The organism is Henriciella marina DSM 19595 (assembly GCF_000376805.1).
Taxonomy (GTDB): domain Bacteria; phylum Pseudomonadota; class Alphaproteobacteria; order Caulobacterales; family Hyphomonadaceae; genus Henriciella; species Henriciella marina.
In genome coordinates this window covers 1,968,858-1,985,944 of the sequence record NZ_AQXT01000002.1, presented here as the reverse complement: position 1 = coordinate 1,985,944, position 17,087 = coordinate 1,968,858, and the positions used below count along the sequence as shown (strand labels likewise).

The window sequence follows — 17,087 nt, the reverse complement described above, 5'->3', positions numbered from 1 at the left end:
TATCCGCATGAAGTTTCTTGAGACATTGAAGTCCCTGCCACCGAGCCGCCAGCTCGCGCTTGCTGCTGCGACGCTCGGCGTGATCCTGGCAATGGTCTTTCTTGTGCAGGGCGTCATGAGTGAGCCGAAATCGCTGCTCTACTCAAAGCTCGAGCCTGCGACCGCAGGCGAGATAATCGAGGAGCTGGACCAGCGGGGCGTCGAATACGAGCTGCGCGGCGATTCAATTTTCATTGCCCAGAGCAAGCGCGACCAGGTCCGTTTTGCGCTCGCGCGCCAGGGACTGCCGCAGCAGTCGGTACAGGGTTATGAGCTGCTGGACGATGTGAACGGCTTTTCTGTCACATCTGAAATGTACAATGCCGCCTACTGGCGCGCCAAGGAAGGTGAGCTGACCCGGACGATCCTCGCCATAGACGGGGTCTCCTCGGCCCGCGTGCACATTGGCGCCAATCTTGGCTCCGGATTTACCCGTTCGCAATCGCCGCAGACGGCCTCGGTCACGCTCAGCACGACGCATGATCTCTCGCCCAGTCAGGCAGAAGCCATCCAGTATATGGTGGCGCTCGCCGTTGCAGGTCTCGCACCAGAAGATGTCGCGGTCATCGACCCCGTTAAGGGCCTGATTGCGGGCCCCAATGTCAGCAAGGCGTCGCAGCCATCCATGGCCGCAGCTAGTCAGGCCACCGTTATCGAAGACAAGATCATGCGCCTTATCGAAGCGCGGGTCGGCGCCGGCAATGCCCGGGTTTCGGTGAATGTCGATGTCACCCGCCAGCGCCAGACGATCTCTGAGCGCACCGTCGACCCTGACTCCCGCATTGTCCGCAGCCGCACCACCAATGACACTAGCGAGTCCAGTGCAGGCGGCAGCGGCGCGCTCAGCGCGGCCAGCAATCTGCCGCAGGGCACCGCGGGCGGCGGGGGCAACTCCAACACAATGCGCAACTCGACCGAGAGCATCAATTACGAGTTCAATGAGCGGCGCACCGAGACAGAGCTTCTGCCCGGTGAGATCGAGCGCGTCTCTGTCGCTGTCCTCCTGAATGAGGAGGCGCTTGCGCTGGAGGGCGAGGGCCCCGAAGCCATCGCCGCCGCTGAGCAGATCGTTGCTGATTTCGAACAGCTGATCCTCTCTGGCGCAGGTCTCAATTCAGAGCGCGGTGACACGCTGACCGTCGAACTCATGCCGTTCCAGCAGGCGGCGGTGCCCGAAATGGCGACGGCGCCAAGCATGGTCGAGACGCTTGTGCAGAACTATTTCTGGTCAGGCTTGCAGGCCCTGCTGCTCGGTCTCGTGGTGATCGTGCTGGCGCTTGGTGTGGTGCGCCCGCTCCTGTCGCAGAAGAAAGACGAGCGCCCGGCGCTGGAGGGAGGCGCTTCAGGGGCAAAGACTGGCGATCTCCTTGCTGACGAGTCGCCCGATCCGTTTGCTTTCCTTTCCGATTATACGCGTGAACGGCCCGACGAGACCGTCGCCCTCTTACAGTCCTGGCTGAATGAAGACCGGAAGGCCGCCGTAAATGAGTGAGGCTGTCTTTTCCCGATTTCCGAGCTTCGATACCGTCGGCAGACCGCACAGCCACACCTCCCGACTGGAGGAGCTGGAAGAAGCCCATACGCGTGAGATGGAGCGCAAGCGGCGCGAGCAGGATACACACTTCAATCGCCAGATGGGCGAAGTTGAAGCCATACTGGGTTCCCTTGCCGACAAGGTGGAGAAGGTCGAAGCGGATGCGCGCCGCCAGACCGCTGCGTCGGTCGCAGCAATTGCCGAGCGTCTTTTTCCGAAACTGGCGCGGCGTTTCCTGGCCGAAGAGATCTCGCTTCATCTGGAAAAGATGATCCCACCCGGTGAGGTCTGCATTGACATAAAGGCCGAACCACATCTGGCTGAGCAGCTGTATGAAGCGATCCAGCGCTCCGAGAGTTTGGCGGAGATCTGCAATGTGGTGCCACAGGAGACCTCCAGTGGAAGCCGCGTCGATGTCTCCTGGAAGAGCGGTGGTCTCGACTTCGATTTTGATGGTCTGCTGGAAGCCTGCATTGGGCATCTACGCAGCCAGAGGCCTAGTGAAGGGGAGATAGGGTGATGGCGAATCCAGAAGTCCAGCCGTCCAAGCCCGATGCGGGAGAGCGCCGCGACGACTCGCCGGTTAATCAGTTCCGCCGGGCAATCTATGGTGTGCCGGTCACGCTGACGGTCTCGATCGGACAGCGCCGCCTTAGCGTGCAGGAAGTTCTCGATCTGACGCCAGACTCGGTAATTGCCCTCGATTCGCGCATCGAAGATCCGGTCAGCCTGATGGTCGACGACAAGCTGATCGCGCGCGGTGAGCTGGTCGAGACCGATGATGGCGGCATCGCCGTGAAGATCACGGAAATTGCGGAGGAGGCTGATGCTGCTGAGGGCTAGGGAGGGAGCGCTAGTCCTGCGCTTCGCCAGCCTTCTCGCATTTGCCCTTTTCATCACCTTTGCGGCCAATGCGCAGGATGCCGGCGATGCTGGTGCAGGCGCGATTGATGCTTTGCTTGGCGGCGACGGCGAAGGCGGGCTGAGCGGCACCGTCGTCATTCTTTTCCTTGTGGTGACGGTCCTCAGCCTTGTGCCGGGCCTCGCCATGATGGTGACGTGCCTGCCATTCCTCATCATCGTCTTTTCCTTTATCCGGCAGGCGCTCGGCATTCAGCAGGCGCCGCCGAACATGATGCTGATGGCGCTCGCCATCTTCCTGACCTTCTTCATCATGGAGCCGACCTTCAGCGAGGCCTGGGCCAATGGCGTCTTGCCATATATTGACGGGGCCATTGACGAGACCAGCGCCTGGCAGCAGGCGACCGACCCGTTCCGGACTTTCATGACGGCAAGGGTTGAGCCGGGCACGGTTTCCATCCTCGGCGATGCCCTGCAGCGGCCCGTCGTCGAGGGCGCGGAGCCGGCTTTCCCGCTGCTCGCGACCGCGTTCATGTTGTCTGAGATCAAGCATGCATTTCAGATCGGCTTTGTTATCTTTCTTCCATTTCTTGTTATTGATCTCGTCGTAGCCTCAGTGCTGATGGCTGTCGGCATGATGATGGTTCCGCCCACTGTTGTGTCCCTGCCATTCAAGATCGGGTTCTTCGTGCTGGCCGATGGCTGGCTGAAGATCACCGAAGCGCTTGTCAGAGGGTATGCCGGATGAAAGACGCCGTGAAAAAGCCAGCCTCCAACGTGACGCCCTTGCGGCCGCGCGGTCAGGGCAACGGCAAGCTGCAGGGGGTTCCTCCGGCGCGGCGTGCGGCTGTCGTAATCGCCATGTTGGGCGAACAGGCTGCAAGGCCGATTGTCGAAAAACTGGATGATGACGCATTGGCGCAGGTCGCCGCCGAGCTTGAAGCGGTCTCCTATCTGGGCCGTGAAGAGCTGACGGACATCGTCATGGATTTCCTGCAGGCACTGCGACAGACCAATGGCTCGTTCCGGGGCGGCAAGGCGCGCGCCAAGGAAATCGTTTCAGGGTTTCTCGATGAAAGCCGTATCGATCACGTCTTCGGCAATGGCGGCATCGCCAAGCCAAAGCCTATGTCTCAGTCGAGCGATGTCTGGACACGTCTGGAAGAAAAGAAACCTTCCATCGTGGCAGACTATCTCTCAGGACTGACTGCGAACATCAGCGCGATTATCCTTCGTAAGCTCGATGTCTCCTTCGCCTCGGAAGTCGTCGGCCATCTTCAGGAGCCGATGCTGGATAGCACGATCGGCTATCTTGTAAGCGGCGAGCAGGTCGATGCAGAGATCGAGGCAGTGGTTGCCCAGATGGTCGAGATCGAATTTCTCAATCAGGTTCAGGAAGTCCAGCCGGATGAGAGCGCGAACGCGGAATCTGTCGGCGAACTCCTCAGCCTGCTGCCAAACCATCAACGCGCCCGGATCATGTCTTTCATCCGCACGGAATATGAAGACAAATTCGAGAGCATCGAGAAAGTGATGTTCACGATTGAGGGCCTGCCAGAAATCCTGCCGCGCCAGTCTGTGCCAGTGGTCTTCCGGGAACTGGGCGAAGAGACACTTGTGCCGGTGCTTTCAACGCTGACCGGGTCTGCGCAGCGGGTCCAGGACTACCTGCTCGAGAACATCTCCTCGCGCCTCGCCATTCAGTACCGCGATGGGCTGGATGATCCGAACCGCAAGCCGGTCGAAGATGCAGAGGCAACGCAGCGCTCTTTCCTGACAACGCTCATGTCAATGAAGCGCCAGGGCCTGATCGTCATGGAAAAGAGCAAGACCCCGTCCTGATTGCTCAGAACCGGGGTCAACCCGCCCGAAGACCTTCCACACCCTTGCTGATGATCTCCTAGCGGACGATCAGATCGGCGTGCAGCGCGCCAGCCGCCTTCATTGTGCGGATGATATCGCCCATTTCCTGCGGTGAGACGCCGAGTGCATTGAGGCCCGAGATCAGCTGCGACAGGGTAACATTGGCATCGAGGGTTGCGATATTGCGCGTGCCCGTCTGCCCGATTTCGATCTGGGAGCGCGGCAGGACGATGGATTCGCCGTCCGCAAAGGGGTTCGGCTGCGACACCACCGGGCTTTCGGTGACCTTGATAGAGATATCGCCTTGCGCAATGGCCACCCGGGAGATGGTGACATCCTTGCCAAGGACGATTGTGCCGGACTGTTCGTCGATGACGATCCGGGCCGGAATGGCAACCTCGATCGGCAGGTTCTCGATGCTCGCAAGGACGCGCGAGGGAGAGCCCTGCAGGCTGCGAAGATCGATGTCGACGGTACCGGGGTCGCGCATATAGGCGACGGGGGAGCCAACCGCAGCGTTGATCGTGTCTTCGATGCGGGCTGCTGTGGTGAAGTCAGGGTCGCGCAGCGCCAGGACAAGCGAGTTGCGGTCATTGAACTGGTAAGGGATCTCGCGCTCGACACGCGCACCGCTCGGGATGGCGCCCTGAGTGGGCGTGCCGCGGCGTGCACGCGCGCCATCAGCTTTCACATCGATGCCGGAGACAATGATGCTGCCTTGGGCAACAGCATAGACTTCATTGTCGGCGCCTTTCATCGGGGTGAGCACCAGCGTGCCGCCCTCCAGGCTTTCCGCGTCGCCGATGGAGGATACCGACACATCAACGCTAGAGCCGTTGCGCGCGAAGGAGGGCAGGGTAGCTGTCACCAGAACGGCGGCAACATTATCAGGCTTGATGTCCTCACCCTGCACATTCACGCCGAGGCGTTCGAGCATATAGGTGAGCGAGTCTTCGGTGAATGGCGAGTTGCGAACCGAGTCGCCGGTTCCGTTCAGGCCAACCACGATGCCATAGCCGATCAGATCGTTCTGGCGCACCCCTTCGACGTCCACCACATCGCGAATGCGCGTCTGGGCGTCTGCTGCCGGCAAGAGCTGACCGGGAAGCAGGAGGGTTGCGAGTGCGAGAAGAACGAGGATCGGCTTCATCAGATCACCTTAGGAAGTTCATGAGGCTGAGCTGCGACAGTCGCGCCGTCAGCATGTAGGAGGCTTCAAGGCTGGCCTCGAGCGATTTCAGTTCAGAGGCGGCTTCATACTGGTCGCGCGCGGTCATGCCTTCCAGAAGGCCGGAGAGGACCAGCTTCTCCTTGGCCAGACCATCCATGCCGTCACTGACGCGCTGCTGAAGGATGCCCGTCGCTGCCCGCAATTGGGTCAGGTCGGCATCGGCCTGGATAAGCTTGTTCGCGGACCCGGCAATGATGTCGAGCGCTTCGGTATTTGAGAAATTGCTCAGACTGTCGTTGGACGCGGCCATCGACAGAACAGCCAGATTGCGAATCGTGTCGCGGATCGCCGGATTGAGACCTGTGACCGCATCGGCGTCAGAGGATGTCTTGGAGCCGCGATAGAATGTGTTGGCGAAATCGCCAGTATCATCATCGAAGAAAGCGTCGAGCCTTGCTTCGAAGTCTGCCTTGTCGGTCGAGGCGTCCGCAATGGCGCGAATGTCCGTCATCAAAGCGTCGCTGGTGCCGAAGGGGACCTTGTCGGTCGCATCGCCAGAAAAGAGAAAGCGTTCACCGTGGCGTGCATTCAGCGCCAGCATCGTAGCATCGAGCTGTGCGCGCGCATCCGCGCCGAGCGCATCGCGTTCCACCGGTGAGCCCGCACTGAGAGCGTCCAGCGCCCGAACCGAGATCGATGCAAGGTTCTGCTGCATCCGGTCAAGGCTCTGCTGGGTCAGGTCGAGGCGCGCTTCACGCAGTTGAAGCAGTCCATTATCGCGCTCGATTGCATCAATGGCCTTCTGCGTCAGCATGGCCTTGCCAATCTGGCCCGACAGATGCTTGGTCGCATCCGCGACCTTGCCGGTGACAGCTTCGCTGGACGTCCTGTCCAGACGCGAGCGGATATCCTGGATGTCCCGGCTGAGCTGGGTGGTTATCGAATTTGTGAGATAGGAATTATTGATCATCCTAGAGCTCCATCAGTTTGAGAAGCATCTGGTTGGCCACTTCGATGACCCGGGCATTTGCTGCATAGGCCTGCTCGATCTCAAGAAGCTGCTGCATCTGCTGGTCGACATCGACGCCTGTTTGCTCGCGTTCGGCTTCGACCATGATCGAATGCTGGGCGGACGTGGACGCCTGAACCGCTTCGCTTGAAACCCGCATCTGGCCGGTGCGTGAAGCGAACCCGGCAACAAGATTTGAGGCTGAATAGCTGCCTTCAAAGCCGCCAGCGGTGAGCGTGCGGTTAGTGTTCATGGCGTCGAGCATGGCATTGAACAGTCTGCCATTGCCCGCATCGCCCGTCGTGGTCGCATCAAGGCCATCGCGCAGGCGCGACAGCTGTCCGCCTTGCAGCGGGTCAATAAGGGGGTTGATGGCAAGACGCCCGGCAATGCCTGCGGTAGAGCCGGGGTTGGTATCGATGAGGAGGCTGGTATTGGCCCCGGCGCCGCCTGCATCTGCGCTGTCGAGCCGCGCCAGAAGATCACTCGCGACCGTGTCGAGCTGGTCGTTGAATGCCGGAAGATCAGTATCGCGCAATGTGAAGAGCGCACCGAACAGCCCGCTGGAAATCGCGCCATAAGACGGCTGGCCGGGTGTAATATCGAGACCGCCAACACTGAGCCCTGACAGCGCAGTGCTCGCAATGCTGTCGGCTGGCCCGACCGTGGAAGCCGGTGAAAACTCGATCTCGCGCGCACTGCCCGCGAGCAGGAAGACGCCTTCCTTGGTGACGATATCGATGGAGCCGCCCTGGCGGTCTATCGTTTCGATCGGCAGGAATTCGGAGATTGTGTCGACATAGCGCTGGCGCTCATCCATGAGTGCAGCCGCGCGCGCAGAGGTCCGGTCGGTGGCCCCAAGCTTGGTATTGAGGGCTTGTATCTGTTTGAGCGCATCGTTGACAGTATTGACGCTGCTCGCGATTTCCTGGTCGGCATCGGTGCGTTCTGCGGAAACAAATTGCGACAGGCTGCGGAACTCGGAGGCGAGCGCCTTCGCGGCATCCACAACCCCGTTCAGATTAGCCTGTGATTCCGGCGTGGCCGCCGCCGTTGCGAGAGCGGACTCAAAGTCTGACACCATGGCAAAGAGACCGCTGCCATCTACTGTGTCGCCGAGCCTTGCGGACAGGGAGGCCCAGCTTGAGGCGATGACACTTGCCTGCGCCACATCACTGCCGGACGCCATACGCTGAGCCGTAAGAGCATCATTGCCTGACCGCGCCACGCCATCCACCCGTACGCCGGCCGGATTGTTCGCCGTGATCATCTCGCTGACAACGACCGAACGCCGGACATAGCCCGGCGTCGTCGCGTTGGAGACGTTGGTTGCAACCATGTCCGCGCGCAAGCCGGTGACTTGTAGACCGGTGCGCGCGGCGTTGATGGCGTTGGAGAGACTCAAGGTTCAGGCTCCGCGTTCAGCGTTTCGCCTAACGCTTCAGGTTGGTGGTTTCCTGAAGCATCTCATCGACGGTCTGGACGATCTTCGCGTTGGACGAATAGGCCCGCTGCGTTTCAATGAGATCGGTCAGTTCTGCGGCGATGTCGGTCGTCGACTCCATCAGGGAGTAGCCGGCCACGTCCCCGACAGGGCCTGTGCCTGCATCCCAGAGATAAAGGTTGCCGCTTTCAGCGGACACCGAGAATGCCTGACCGTCACGGGCGCGAAGACCGTTCATGTTGGGTACGTCACCGACAGGGATCTGGTAAAGCGCGCGGCGATAACCAGAGTTATAGACCGCCTGAAGGAAGCCCTTTTCGTCGATCTCAACCGACTGGAGGTCACCGATAGGGGCGCCGTCCTTGGTCACATTGGTTGGCGAGAAGGGTGCTGAAAGTTGCGTGACGCCCGCCGTGCCGCCGGGCATGCCGACTAAGACTTCAACATCGCCATGTGGCAGCGAGAGCGTCATGATGCCGGTAGTTTCGTCGTATACAGTGCCCGTCGCTGGCTGCACGTCGTCTAAGCGACCGCCTTCATCGACTGCATCTGTAAAGTCGAGCTGAAGCTCTGCAATTGGGTCGGTTCCGGTGCTGGCGCTATCGTAGACTTCAACCTTCCACTGGTTGCTGGCTGCGGTGCCCGGAACATTCGGAGTGAAAGACAGCGACAGGGTCTGCGCGCGGCCGATATTGTCGAAATATTCGATTGGCAGGTCATAGGCCTGGCCCGATGCCCCGGCGAGCGTCGCATCAGCTGGAAGGTTGATGCCAAGATCAACCCGCGAGGTGGGCGAAGCCACGTATTGCGAGGCGGAGATATTGACCGGTTCGAGGTTCGCACCGCTGTTGCGGCTAACTGTCCCGATGGCGCCGTCACTGTCGACAGGCCAGCCAAGCAGGAACATGCCACTCTGGGTGCGAAGGTTGCCGGATTCGTCGGCATAGAACGAGCCGGTCGGGAGGAGTTTGAGTTCCCGTTCGGAGGCGAGCGCATTGACGCCGCCGCCATCAGTCACAGGAAGAAGGCCCCGGCCGCCCACCGCGATGTCGGTGGAGTTACCCGTATTGATGAGCGATCCGGTCTGCGAGATATCCTTGAAGGTGTTCACGGTCACACCGCCCGCCGCATAGGCTGCAGCCTGCTTGTTGATGACCATGCTCGAGAAATCCGCAACGCTGCGTTTGTAGCCGTAGGTTGAAGAGTTCGCGATGTTGTCGGAAATCGTGGACAGACGGCTGGCGTTCGAATTCAGCCCCATTACTCCTGCATTCAGGGACGAAGAGATACTCATTGACAACTCCTTTGTCAGATTTCCCCTGAAATTGGAGCTGAATGTTTAATAACCGGATAACTAGGTTTCTGCGGTCTCTGCGGTGTCGGTCATGATGGTGATCGAGATGCGGCGATTGCGAGCTGCCGAAGGCTCGCCAGGGACCAGTGGATCAGTATCGGCCCGGCCCGAAACTTCACGTACGCGGCCGCTCGGCAGGCCATTCGAAATGAGCAACTGGCGAGCAGTGTTCGCCCTGTCTGAAGAGAGGCTCCAATTGTCATAGCCGCCAGCCCCGCGGAATGGCCGGTCATCAGTATGGCCAACGATCTTCACATCATTCTCGAACTTGTTAAGCGAGCCTGAAACCGCAGCGAGAAGGTTTTTCATCAGCGACGTCGGCTCGCTGCGGCCCAATTCGAACAATGGATTGCTTTCGGAATCGACTATTTCCAGCACGATGCCCTCAGGCGTCATCTTCACCAGAAGGTGCTCTGACAGGCTCTCGGTCTCGTCACCAAGCTCATTGCGCATTTCCTCAAGGTCGCGCGCGATGTCGGTATGGCGGGACTGTTCCTTGGATTGACCATCGCCAACCCCCGTGGCGCCTGTGCCCATCTTGGCGGCAGTATCCTCTGCGACAAGCGAGCTGCCATTGAGGCCGTCAGCGCCGCCGCCTGAAACTCTGCTGACCGGAATGGAGGGGTTAAAATAGTCGGCGATCCCCTTGCGCTGGTCCTCGGTCGTCGCGTTGAGGAGCCACATAAGAAGGAAGAACGCCATCATGGCGGTCACGAAGTCGGCATAGGCGACTTTCCAGGCACCGCCATGGTGCCCGTCAGCCTTGATGACCTTCTTGCGTTTGATAATCGTGACGTGTGTCGCGTCTGATGGCGTTTGTGCCATGGCCTGGTCCCGCTTTCTGCAGTTTCAGGATCTTTCCTAGCAGAGAGAGTCTGACGCATCGTCTAGGCAGGCTGGCCGATTGGCGCGGCTTCTCTAACGAAACGTTTACCAAATGTCTCCACACCCCGAACTGGAGAAGGGGCCGTCTGGCCGAGGGGTGAACGTGTCTGAAACAATGCTCAAAATGATGAGGTCTGCCGGGGGATTATCCCCGTCACTCCTGCATTGTGAGCCTCTCTGGGCGGCATTGACGAACGCATGTGAAACCTGGTGCGAGGAGACGCTTGGCTTCGAAATGAGGGCCCAGATCGGGGCCCGTGCGCAGGTAACCAATAGTGAGGTCGAAACGCGTATTCGTGAAAAATTCGGCTACTTTTGTTTACCAGCAGGGACCGGCGGTCTTCACGCGATCTCGATTGCGCCCGTGCTGGCAGAGCGTTTTGTCGCCCGGCGGCTGAAGGAAGACCTTTCACATGTCGAGATCGCCCCGCCGCTCTTCCTCCGCCTGATGTGCGACAAGCCTGTCCGCCGGCTGATGGAAGACCTGGCACGCGCTATCCCCGCGGGCCTGCCTTTGCCCGAAGACTTCATGGTCGCAGATCCGGCGGGGCTGGCTGATGGCATATCTGAAGGCGTAAAGCTGATCACCATCACTGTGAACTTCATGTCCAGAGGCGCGGTTGAGCCAACCGGCCACCTTCATCTCTACTATGATGTCGAGGCGCTGACCGCCCACGCTGAGCGGATCGAAATTGCCAGGACGCAGAGCGCCAAGCCGCGGCCCGCCATCAACAAGACCCGGCTTATCAAGTCCATTCGCAGGTCCAACATCAGCCTCGATGCCGTGCTCGCCAGATTGCCGATTAGCGTCGCTGATTGTTCGCGCTTCGAAGTGGGGCAGCTCGTTCCGCTGACGGATGCTGAAAACGGCAAGCTCACTCTGTGTGCCGAGACGATGACGGGAAGTGTCGAAATCGCCGAGGCTGAATTAGGCAACTGGAAAGGCAGGCGCGCCATAAAGCTGACGTCGCCCCTGCTTGAGAGCTTTGTTCAGGAGCTTACGGGCGCCTGAACACGAGGAATACTTGCACCCAATCGGTGCAATGGAGGACGAGTTGAACGCAATACTTGGCATTTTGTTTACCGTAGGCATGGTGTTCGGCGGCTATATACTTGCCGGCGGACACATGGAAATCATCACCCATGCGCTTCCATTCGAAGGCATGATGATTGGCGGCGCGGCCATTGGCGCACTTCTGGCAGCAAATGATTTCGGCACGATCAAACAGACCGGTGCTGACGTTGTCGCCGCCTTTACCGGGTCGAAGTGGAAGAAATCTGACTATCAGGACCTGCTCTGCCTCATGTCAGAGCTTCTTCACGTTCTTCGCAACAACCCCGTGGACATTGAGCAGCATATCGAGGACCCGCAACAGTCTTCGATCTTCCAGCGCTATCCACGCATTCTGAAGGACGAGGACGCGATCGACATGATCTGCGACACAGTCCGTTCCATGCTAATGAACTTCGACAATGTCCATCAGGTCGAGGAGCTTCTGGAAAAGCATCTTGAAAGCCTGCTCGAAGACAAGCTTGCCGGGGCCCATGCGCTCTCCAACATGGCGGACGCCCTTCCAGCGCTTGGCATCGTCGCGGCCGTGCTCGGCGTCATCAAGACAATGGCGTCCATCGACAAACCCCCGGAAGTTCTGGGCGGCATGATCGGCGGCGCGCTGGTCGGTACTTTTCTCGGCGTCTTCCTGGCCTATGGGCTGGTCGGGCCTTTTGCGTCACGCATCAAAGGTCTTCGGACCGAAGAGCACTTCTTTTACTCGATGATCGGCGAAGTTCTGGTTTCGAACCTTCACAAGAACCCGGTGAATATCTGTGTCGAGGTGGCAAGACGCCATGCCCCGGCCCGGGTGAGACCGTCCTTCAATGAAATCGAACAGGCATTGAGGGGGCTGAAGCAAGCAGCTTGAGGCACAAACTCGCCATACTCATTGGCGCGGCAATGTTCGCGCAGGCGGCTTCTGCACAGGAGCCGTCGCAGCCGTTTGAGAGCTCAAATGATCTTCAGCGGCTGCCGGGTGAGCTCGACAGTTTTGTACAGGAAGCGATCAGCGAAGGCCTGCTGCGCCCGGCGCGCCCGCACACAGATGATGGCGTGGACTCAGCTGACGAAGCGCCCGTGGAGAACCAGCCGGCTGGTGATGTCCAGCCTGCGGCAGACACGCCAATAGCGGCCCCTGCGCCGGAAACGATCCGCGAAGTCGCCAACGTCGATTATCTTTGCCCCGAAACATCACCTTACGACTTCGAAGAATTCATCGATTTTACCACTTATCAGGACCTTTCAGGTTGGCGCGGCGTGCTGGAAACCGAGGAGCAAACGACCGCTCTCGGGCGTCTCATGGCGCGGGCTTATCTGTCTCTTGGGCTCCTGACCGAAGCGCGTGCAGAGCTGGCCGGCGACCATGGCCAAGGCGGCGTGGCCCTTCGCCACCTGGTTGATTTGCTCGACCGCGATGGCCAGCCAAACCAGGCTTTCCTGAGCGCTGTTGCAGCATGCGATGTCGACGATGGACTATGGCTTGGGATTGCAAAGCTGAAAGCCAATGATGCGGCTGGCGCAGACCTTCTTGCTGAACACTTTACGGCCTTCCGCGGTCTGCCGCTTCGTCTGCGCGCCAATGCGGCGCTCATTATCATTCCTGCGCTCGACCGGCTTGACCGTCCGATCCTTTCCGAACGGCTGATGACCAGCTTTACCGCAGACGAGATCGCAACAAGCCATGAGCTACAGTTCGTAAAAGCCATGCAGCGCCTCTCGATGGGCGCGGCGAGTGCTGCCCATGATCTGCGCAATTATCTGAGACGCGCCCAGTATCGCACAGAAGCTGCTGCCGCGCTTCGCCGTCATGGCCAGGCCATATCGAGTGACGTGGAGCGCGATATCGTCGAGCACTATATTCATGAGTTCGGCAATCTGTCGCCGCAAGCGTCGGTTTCCGAAAACCTCGGCATTATCTTGCAGGACCTCAACAGCGCCGTCGGCTATGACATGACGCTTCGACTGGCGGCTTTGCCGGCCGCGAGTGATCCGGATGCGAAAGAACGTCTCGCCTCGCATTTTGAGGGCATGATCGATGCCGATCTCGAAAGCGGAGCGTTTCTGGTAAATCTCAAGGCCATGGACGCCCTGCTCAAAGCGGGCGCCCTGCTGGAAGACCGCGAGGGCACCGATGGCCGCTATGCCCGCGCGTCTGCCATGGCGGCCAATTTCGGCCTGCCTTCCATGTCCGAGAAACTTTCGGCGCGGTTGGGTAATGATGCCGCGCTCTCGCTAGCGCAGGCCGAACTGGCCTTTCAGCTGGAAGACCATGAAGGTCTTCGTCGCCTCACTGAGGCGCATCCAGACAATGTTGCGATCCGCAAGGTTGCCTTGATCGATGCCATTCGCAGCGGCGATGCCGACGCCTTCGCGCGCCTCTCCCGCGGTATTCCGGGGGACGTGGATACCGCTCTCATGCTGATTGAGGCTGATGCGGCGGCGGGCCACTGGATTGTCCCGCAACGCTTCTATTCACTGGCCGCGCAAAGCGGCGACGAAGCCGTTCAGGTCCGCGCCTTGCGCATTGCTGAGACCCGGCCTGCGCCAGCGTCCACCACGGATGGCGAAATCGCCCTCTCCGATGTTTCCTCCCGGCTCGAACGGCTTCGTCAGTCGCTCGGGTCCGAACCGACGGAGGTTCGCTGATGTCGAACGCCATTTACGCAGCCCTTGCCCGCCAGAGCGGCCTTATGACCGAGATGCAGGTGGTCGCGAACAATCTCGCAAACTCCAGCACCACCGGGTACAAGTCTGACCGCGCGATCTTTGCCGAGTTCGTAGCGGGCACAAGCAACAATCTCTCTGACCTTTCGATGGGCACGCTATCGGGTCATTCCTATGACCTTGAGCAGGGCGGTCTTCGTTTCACCGGCGGCTCGTTTGACCTTGCCGTACAGGGCGAGGGCTATTTCCTGATTGAAACCCCGCAGGGCCAACGCCTGACACGCGCCGGCCACTTCCAGCTGAATGCGCAAGCTGAGCTTATCGATGCAGCCGGCAACCGCGTGCTGAACGCGGGCGGCGGGCCGATCCAGATCCCGGAAGAAGCGACCAATGTCAGCATTGCTGGCGATGGAACGATCTCTTTTGAAGGGGTCATCATCGACCAGGTCGGCGTCGTGGCGCCTGAAGGTCAGATGATGCGCGCAGGCAATGCGATGTTCACTGCCGATGACGGCTTTCAGCAGGTTGAGGAGCCGAAAGTCGTCCAGGGCGCGCTTGAACAGTCGAACGTTTCACCCGTGCTCGAAATCGCGCGGATGATCGAAGTACAGCGTGCCTATGAGGCCGGCCAGGCGATGATCGAACGAGAGGACGACCGGATCGCCAAATTTATCAGTACCTTACGACAGCTTTAACCACAGGACGTGGATCGAGGGAGGACCCTATGAAATCACTGCAAATCGCGGCCACGGGTATGGCGGCACAACAATTACGTGTCGACGTCATCTCGAACAACATCGCAAACATGAGCACGGCCGCCTATCGGCCGCGCACGGCGGAGTTTTCCGACCTCATGTATCAGCAATACCTCACGCCGGGCACGATCTCCTCGCAAGTTGGCACCGTTGTGCCGGCGGGGGTACAGCTCGGCACGGGGGTAAAACCGTCATCAGTCTCCATGGAGATCACGCAAGGCTCCCTGCGCCAGACCGGCTCAGAGCTCGATCTCGCCATCGACGGCACCGGTTTCCTTGAGGTCCAGCTGCCGTCCGGCGAGTCCGCCTATACACGGGACGGCAAGTTGAACCGCAGCGCCGAAGGCCAGATCGTCACCAAGGATGGCTTCGAACTCGCAGACGGGATCACCATCCCGGAAGATGCGCGCCGCATTTCCATCAGTACCGACGGTGAGGTTGTCGCCTATTTCGCGTCTGAAGCTCAAGGCCAGCCTATCGGCACTATCTCGCTGGTCCGTTTCGTCAACGAAAAGGGCCTTGAGGCGATGGGGGACAATATGTTCCGCGAGACCGAAGCATCTGGCTCGCCAAACAGGCTGGTCCCGGCGACCGAAGGGGTTGGCATCCTCCGCCAGGGCTATCTTGAAGACTCAGGTGTCGATGTCGTGCAGGAAATCTCCGAGCTGATCGAAGCCCAGCGCGGCTACGAGCTCAATTCAAAAGTGATCACGGCAGCCGATGAAATGCTCGCCGCGACCACGAGAGTGAGGTAGCCCGATGAGCATTCTCTCAACGCTCGCAGGCGGTCTCTTCCTCGCCATGGCCAATTCGGGTTCGGTCGTCGCCAACGACGTTATCCGTTCCGGCAGTGCCATCACCCCCGCCATGATCGCCACTGAAGACGGCGCGCCTGTCTATGACAGCCCCCTGATCGGCCGTGAGGTTCGCCGCACGGTCTATGCAGGCAAGGAAGTGACGATGGACAATACCCAGTCGCCGCGCCTTGTGAGCCGCAACCAGGTGGTAACGGTCAAATTCATCCAGGGCGGCCTGGAAATCTCGACCACGGCCCGCGCCATGGAAGAGGGCGGGCTGAATGACACCGTTTCCGTACTCAACATCAATTCCCGCAAGATGGTGACCGGCGTGGTCCAGTCGGGTGGATGGGTGTTGGCGCAATGAGAACAGCACTTTTCCTCCTTGCCGCAGGCCTGGCCTGCACCGCCTGCGCGTCATCACCCAAGCAGGACATCATGATGAGCGCCGCGCCGGCGCCGCCACCTCCGGTCCAGTCCTTAACCGAATTCCCGCAGGCACCGCTCAGCAACGACACCAATTCGTTGTGGACGACATCTGCAAACTCGCTCCTCAGCATGCGGCGCGCCAAATCCGTTGGAGATCTACTGACTGTCGTCGTCGAAATGGACGATCAGGCCAGCATGCAGAACTCGCTTCAGAGCACGCGCGGCACTAATGAAGACTTCAACCTCGATGCCCTTTTCGGTCTGCCGCAATGGGCGAACGGCGTTCTGCCGGGCGGGGCGAGCCTCTCACCGGGCGTCGACTATGACCGCAACTCTTCGCTCAATGGCAGCGGCGCCATCAACCGTGCCGAACAGGTTACCTTCCGGCTTGCCGCACGGGTCGTCGGTCTCGAACCAAACGGCAATCTCGTCATCCAGGGCTATCAGCGCACCCGTGTCAGCAACGAGGTTCGCGTCCTGACGGTGAGTGGTGTGATCCGTTCGCAGGACATCACCCGCATGAACACTGTGACCTATGAAAAGATCGCCGACGCGCAGCTCTCCTATGTCAGTTCCGGTCAGGCGACCGAACCCGTCAGGGATCGGCTGGTGCCGAAACTTCTTGATACAATCGTACCTTTCTAAAGGCTTGTCCGAATGAAACAGATCCTTCCCGCTATCATTGCTGTCTTGTTCGTCGTCCTCGGCGCGGGCGGCGGCCTCTTCATGAAAGGCGCTTTCTCCGGCGGTGAAGCCTCGGCCAGCAGCAGCCATGAAGAAAGCGCCGAAGCGTCGCCTGGCAAAGGCGGTCATGGGGGCAGCGATAGCGATGGGTCTCTGTCCGGCACCGTGACCTACTACAAGTTCAACCGGGAATTCATCGTGCCAGTGACCCGCGGGGAACGGGTGGAAAGCCTCGTCATCATCAGTCTCAATCTCGAGATCGATGAAGCCGTGTCAGACCGGCTCTACGGCATGGAGCCTAAATTGCGCGACAACATCATGAGTACCCTCATCCGGCTGTCGAATGACGGTGTCGCGCTCGGCGATCTGACCAAGCCCGAAAACTATGAAACGATCCGCTCTATGACGCTCGCCAATCTGCGTGAGATCATCCCGACCGGCCTCGAAAATGTTCTCATCCTCGATATGGCCAAACAGCATATCTGACGAAGGAAAAGACGCGCGCTCGGTTAGCCGAAGCGCGCGTCCACCAAATCCCTAAATC

At 59.7% G+C, this 17,087-nt stretch carries 18 protein-coding genes; 13 read left to right on the top strand and 5 right to left on the bottom strand.

All coding sequences use genetic code 11. From position 1 onward, the window contains the following. Positions 1-7 precede the first annotated feature (7 nt). From fliF to F550_RS0109705, 5 genes are read left to right on the top strand one after another with little or no spacing between them, the layout of a single operon-like run. Complete coding sequence (fliF, locus tag F550_RS0109725; protein WP_018148361.1) at positions 8-1,531, top strand: flagellar basal-body MS-ring/collar protein FliF; 1,524 nt, start codon at positions 8-10, stop codon at positions 1,529-1,531. Continuing rightward, a complete protein-coding gene (locus F550_RS0109720) occupies positions 1,524-2,093 on the top strand; it encodes a hypothetical protein (RefSeq protein WP_018148360.1) in 570 nt (189 codons plus the stop codon). The genes fliF and F550_RS0109720 overlap by 8 nt, the downstream gene beginning before the upstream one ends. Then, positions 2,093-2,416 carry a FliM/FliN family flagellar motor switch protein gene (locus F550_RS0109715; RefSeq protein WP_018148359.1) on the top strand — a complete coding sequence of 108 codons (324 nt, stop codon included), beginning with the start codon at positions 2,093-2,095 and terminating at the stop codon, positions 2,414-2,416. The genes F550_RS0109720 and F550_RS0109715 overlap by 1 nt, the downstream gene beginning before the upstream one ends. Then, positions 2,400-3,182 carry a flagellar type III secretion system pore protein FliP gene (gene fliP / locus F550_RS0109710; RefSeq protein WP_018148358.1) on the top strand — a complete coding sequence of 261 codons (783 nt, stop codon included), beginning with the start codon at positions 2,400-2,402 and terminating at the stop codon, positions 3,180-3,182. Before F550_RS0109715 ends, fliP begins: the two co-directional genes overlap by 17 nt. Further along, positions 3,179-4,276 carry a FliG C-terminal domain-containing protein gene (locus F550_RS0109705; RefSeq protein ID WP_018148357.1) on the top strand — a complete coding sequence of 366 codons (1,098 nt, stop codon included), beginning with the start codon at positions 3,179-3,181 and terminating at the stop codon, positions 4,274-4,276. Before fliP ends, F550_RS0109705 begins: the two co-directional genes overlap by 4 nt. A 58-nt stretch (positions 4,277-4,334) precedes the next feature. On the opposite strand, the gene F550_RS0109700 is transcribed toward F550_RS0109705, so the two are convergent. The 5 genes from F550_RS0109700 to F550_RS0109680 are packed head-to-tail and all read right to left on the bottom strand — an operon-like array spanning position 4,335 to position 10,100. Further along, positions 4,335-5,447 carry a flagellar basal body P-ring protein FlgI gene (locus tag F550_RS0109700; protein WP_018148356.1) on the bottom strand — a complete coding sequence of 371 codons (1,113 nt, stop codon included), beginning with the start codon at positions 5,445-5,447 and terminating at the stop codon, positions 4,335-4,337. A gap of 4 nt (positions 5,448-5,451) precedes the next feature. Beyond that, the gene (locus F550_RS0109695) at positions 5,452-6,438 is read right to left on the bottom strand and encodes a flagellin (protein WP_018148355.1); all 987 of its coding nucleotides are present in this window, start codon (positions 6,436-6,438) and stop codon (positions 5,452-5,454) included. A 1-nt stretch (position 6,439) separates the two neighbouring features. Beyond that, positions 6,440-7,882, bottom strand: coding sequence for a flagellar hook-associated protein FlgK (gene flgK / locus F550_RS0109690; protein WP_018148354.1), 1,443 nt, complete (start codon positions 7,880-7,882; stop codon positions 6,440-6,442). Between the two features lie 28 nt (positions 7,883-7,910). After that, positions 7,911-9,215, bottom strand: coding sequence for a flagellar hook protein FlgE (locus tag F550_RS0109685; RefSeq protein ID WP_026180694.1), 1,305 nt, complete (start codon positions 9,213-9,215; stop codon positions 7,911-7,913). A 60-nt stretch (positions 9,216-9,275) separates the two neighbouring features. Beyond that, a complete protein-coding gene (locus F550_RS0109680) occupies positions 9,276-10,100 on the bottom strand; it encodes a flagellar motor protein MotB (protein ID WP_018148352.1) in 825 nt (274 codons plus the stop codon). Between the two features lie 295 nt (positions 10,101-10,395). Between F550_RS0109680 and F550_RS0109675 the strand changes: the two genes are divergently transcribed. Genes F550_RS0109675 through F550_RS0109640 form a run of 8 tightly spaced genes read left to right on the top strand, consistent with a single transcriptional unit; the run spans position 10,396 to position 17,029 of the window. Beyond that, entirely contained in the window at positions 10,396-11,172 is a 777-nt protein-coding gene (locus F550_RS0109675; protein ID WP_018148351.1) for a FliM/FliN family flagellar motor switch protein, read from the top strand. 43 nt (positions 11,173-11,215) lie between these two features. Beyond that, complete coding sequence (motA, locus tag F550_RS0109670) at positions 11,216-12,082, top strand: flagellar motor stator protein MotA (RefSeq protein WP_156807896.1); 867 nt, start codon at positions 11,216-11,218, stop codon at positions 12,080-12,082. Next, positions 12,079-13,860 carry a hypothetical protein gene (locus F550_RS0109665; protein WP_156807895.1) on the top strand — a complete coding sequence of 594 codons (1,782 nt, stop codon included), beginning with the start codon at positions 12,079-12,081 and terminating at the stop codon, positions 13,858-13,860. Before motA ends, F550_RS0109665 begins: the two co-directional genes overlap by 4 nt. Then, complete coding sequence (locus tag F550_RS0109660; protein WP_018148348.1) at positions 13,860-14,573, top strand: flagellar hook-basal body complex protein; 714 nt, start codon at positions 13,860-13,862, stop codon at positions 14,571-14,573. The genes F550_RS0109665 and F550_RS0109660 overlap by 1 nt, the downstream gene beginning before the upstream one ends. Positions 14,574-14,602: 29 nt before the next feature. After that, entirely contained in the window at positions 14,603-15,388 is a 786-nt protein-coding gene (gene flgG, locus F550_RS0109655) for a flagellar basal-body rod protein FlgG (RefSeq protein WP_026180691.1), read from the top strand. A gap of 4 nt (positions 15,389-15,392) precedes the next feature. Then, a complete protein-coding gene (flgA, locus tag F550_RS0109650; RefSeq protein WP_018148346.1) occupies positions 15,393-15,797 on the top strand; it encodes a flagellar basal body P-ring formation chaperone FlgA in 405 nt (134 codons plus the stop codon). Continuing rightward, positions 15,794-16,504 carry a flagellar basal body L-ring protein FlgH gene (locus tag F550_RS0109645; RefSeq protein ID WP_156807894.1) on the top strand — a complete coding sequence of 237 codons (711 nt, stop codon included), beginning with the start codon at positions 15,794-15,796 and terminating at the stop codon, positions 16,502-16,504. Before flgA ends, F550_RS0109645 begins: the two co-directional genes overlap by 4 nt. 12 nt (positions 16,505-16,516) lie before the next feature. Continuing rightward, the gene (locus F550_RS0109640) at positions 16,517-17,029 is read left to right on the top strand and encodes a flagellar basal body-associated FliL family protein (protein ID WP_018148344.1); all 513 of its coding nucleotides are present in this window, start codon (positions 16,517-16,519) and stop codon (positions 17,027-17,029) included. Positions 17,030-17,087 lie beyond the last annotated feature (58 nt).